Raw genomic sequence first — 1,846 nt, 5'->3', positions numbered from 1 at the left:
TTGCAACTGAAAGACCTTCCCGAAGGACGCTGGCGTCATCTAACCCCGACGGAGCTGCGTTCCTTAAAAAAACTCGTGGAGAATAAAGATAAATGAATATTGCCCTGATTGGACCGCCCAAAAGTGGAAAAACCACGATTTTTAACGCCCTCACAGGTGGCAGCGCTTCCACGGAAAAATACGCCCCGCCCGCAACGGAGGCAAACATCGGTGTGGTGCAGGTTCCGGATGAACGTGTGACCAAACTCAGCGAACTTTACAAGCCCAAAAAGACTACTTACGCCCACATCGAATATCGAGATTATCCAGGCATTTTCGCCAGTCAGGATGTCAATCCGGATAATGGTCTCTTTTCAGATATCAAGGCAAACGAAGGTTTTGTGGTGGTTTTGCGTGCTTTCGCGGATGAGGAATTGGATGAACTTTACCCGACCGGAGACCCGCTCAGGCAGCTTTTGGCATTTGAAGAAGAAATGCTGTTGGCGGATTTGATTGTGGCAGAGCGGCGCCTCGAAAAAATTGAACTGGGCTACAAACGTGGCGTGAAAACGGCTTCCATCCTGTTTGAAGAGAAGATTTTGCGCCAGGTTGGCGAGCAGCTTCAGGCGGGAAAACCCCTGCGTGAAATGGATTTGAACCCCGAAGAGGAAAAAACCCTGCGCGGCTTCCGGTTTTTCAGCCAGAAACCCGTGTTGGCATTGATAAACTGCGCCGAAGAGGATTATGGTTCCATGGATGAAACGAAGCGGCAAATTGAAGGAAAAGGCTACGCGGCAGAAATCATTGCGGGACGTTTTGAAGAAGAATTAAGCAAATTGGACAGCGAGGAAGCCCTGCTTTTTATGGAAGACATGGGCATCGGCGAAAGCATCCGCGAGCGCTTCACCCGCTATTGCTACAGTATGTTGGGTTACATCAGCTTTTTCACCGTGGGCGAAGATGAAGTTCGCGCCTGGACTTTGGAAAAGGGCTCGAACGCTGTGACCGCCGCGGGAAAAATCCACAGCGACCTTGCCAGAGGTTTCATCCGGGCGGAATGTTTCAATTATGATGACATTATCCAGCACGGCAGCGAAAAACAACTGCGCGAAAAAGGATTGTTCCGGCTGGAAGGAAAGGAATACGTCGTGAAAGATGGAGATGTAATCTTCATTCGTTTCAACGTTTAGGAAAGATTTATGGCCAAAGCGTCAAAAGTGAGAACCAAAAAAAGAGCCAAGCCGCGCCAGGGGCTGGAAAGCTGGCAAAAGCGCGCCCTGATGGGGCTGTTGGCGCTATTGGCACTATTGACCGCTTTGAGCCTGATTTTTGGCTGGGAAAGCATCCAAACCGACAAAGACCTCCTGATCGGACGCGGAAATATCTTCAGTTGGCCATTTCATAAAGATTTGGGAGTGGAAAACCCCATCGGAGTATTCGGCGTTGCGGTCAGTTACACCCTTTGCAATTTGTTAGGCTGGAGTTTTTCCATGCTGGCAGCCATCATCGTGTTCAGCCTGGCTTTGCTTTATGCGCTGAACCCGGAATACACACGCAACCGGCAGAAATTTTACGTTCTTTTATTGACGGCATTTTTGTTGCAGATTTGGCTGGCACGCAACCAGGTTGATCCGAATTATGCCGTGATTCCCAAAGCCATCTGGAAAGGCTTGGCAGCGGTTTTCGCCGATTTTGGTGCCACGGTTTTAGTCTTTTTTGGCATCATCTTTTCGCTGCTCCTCTTTTTCGGATTTGGCAGGGTGAAAGAATTTTTCGCGCGTGTTTGGGCTGAAATCACAAAAAAACGTGAAGCCAAACCAAAAAAGCCAAAACCCGAAAAACCCACCATCCACAAGGAGCAAACTCC

Annotated in this window: 2 protein-coding genes; both read left to right on the top strand. The window is 49.2% G+C overall.

The genetic code is table 11. From position 1 onward, the window contains the following. Positions 1-92 precede the first annotated feature (92 nt). Positions 93-1,169, top strand: a complete 1,077-nt coding sequence (gene ychF, locus GX135_00655; GenBank protein NLN84598.1) for a redox-regulated ATPase YchF — start codon at positions 93-95, stop codon at positions 1,167-1,169. Between the two features lie 9 nt (positions 1,170-1,178). Continuing rightward, on the top strand, positions 1,179-1,846 hold a 668-nt coding region (locus GX135_00650; GenBank protein ID NLN84597.1), incomplete at its 3' end, for a hypothetical protein.

It is taken from the genome of Candidatus Cloacimonadota bacterium (genome assembly GCA_012522635.1).
Taxonomy (GTDB): domain Bacteria; phylum Cloacimonadota; class Cloacimonadia; order Cloacimonadales; family Cloacimonadaceae; genus Syntrophosphaera.
This window is presented reverse-complemented; position numbering and strand designations above follow the sequence as displayed.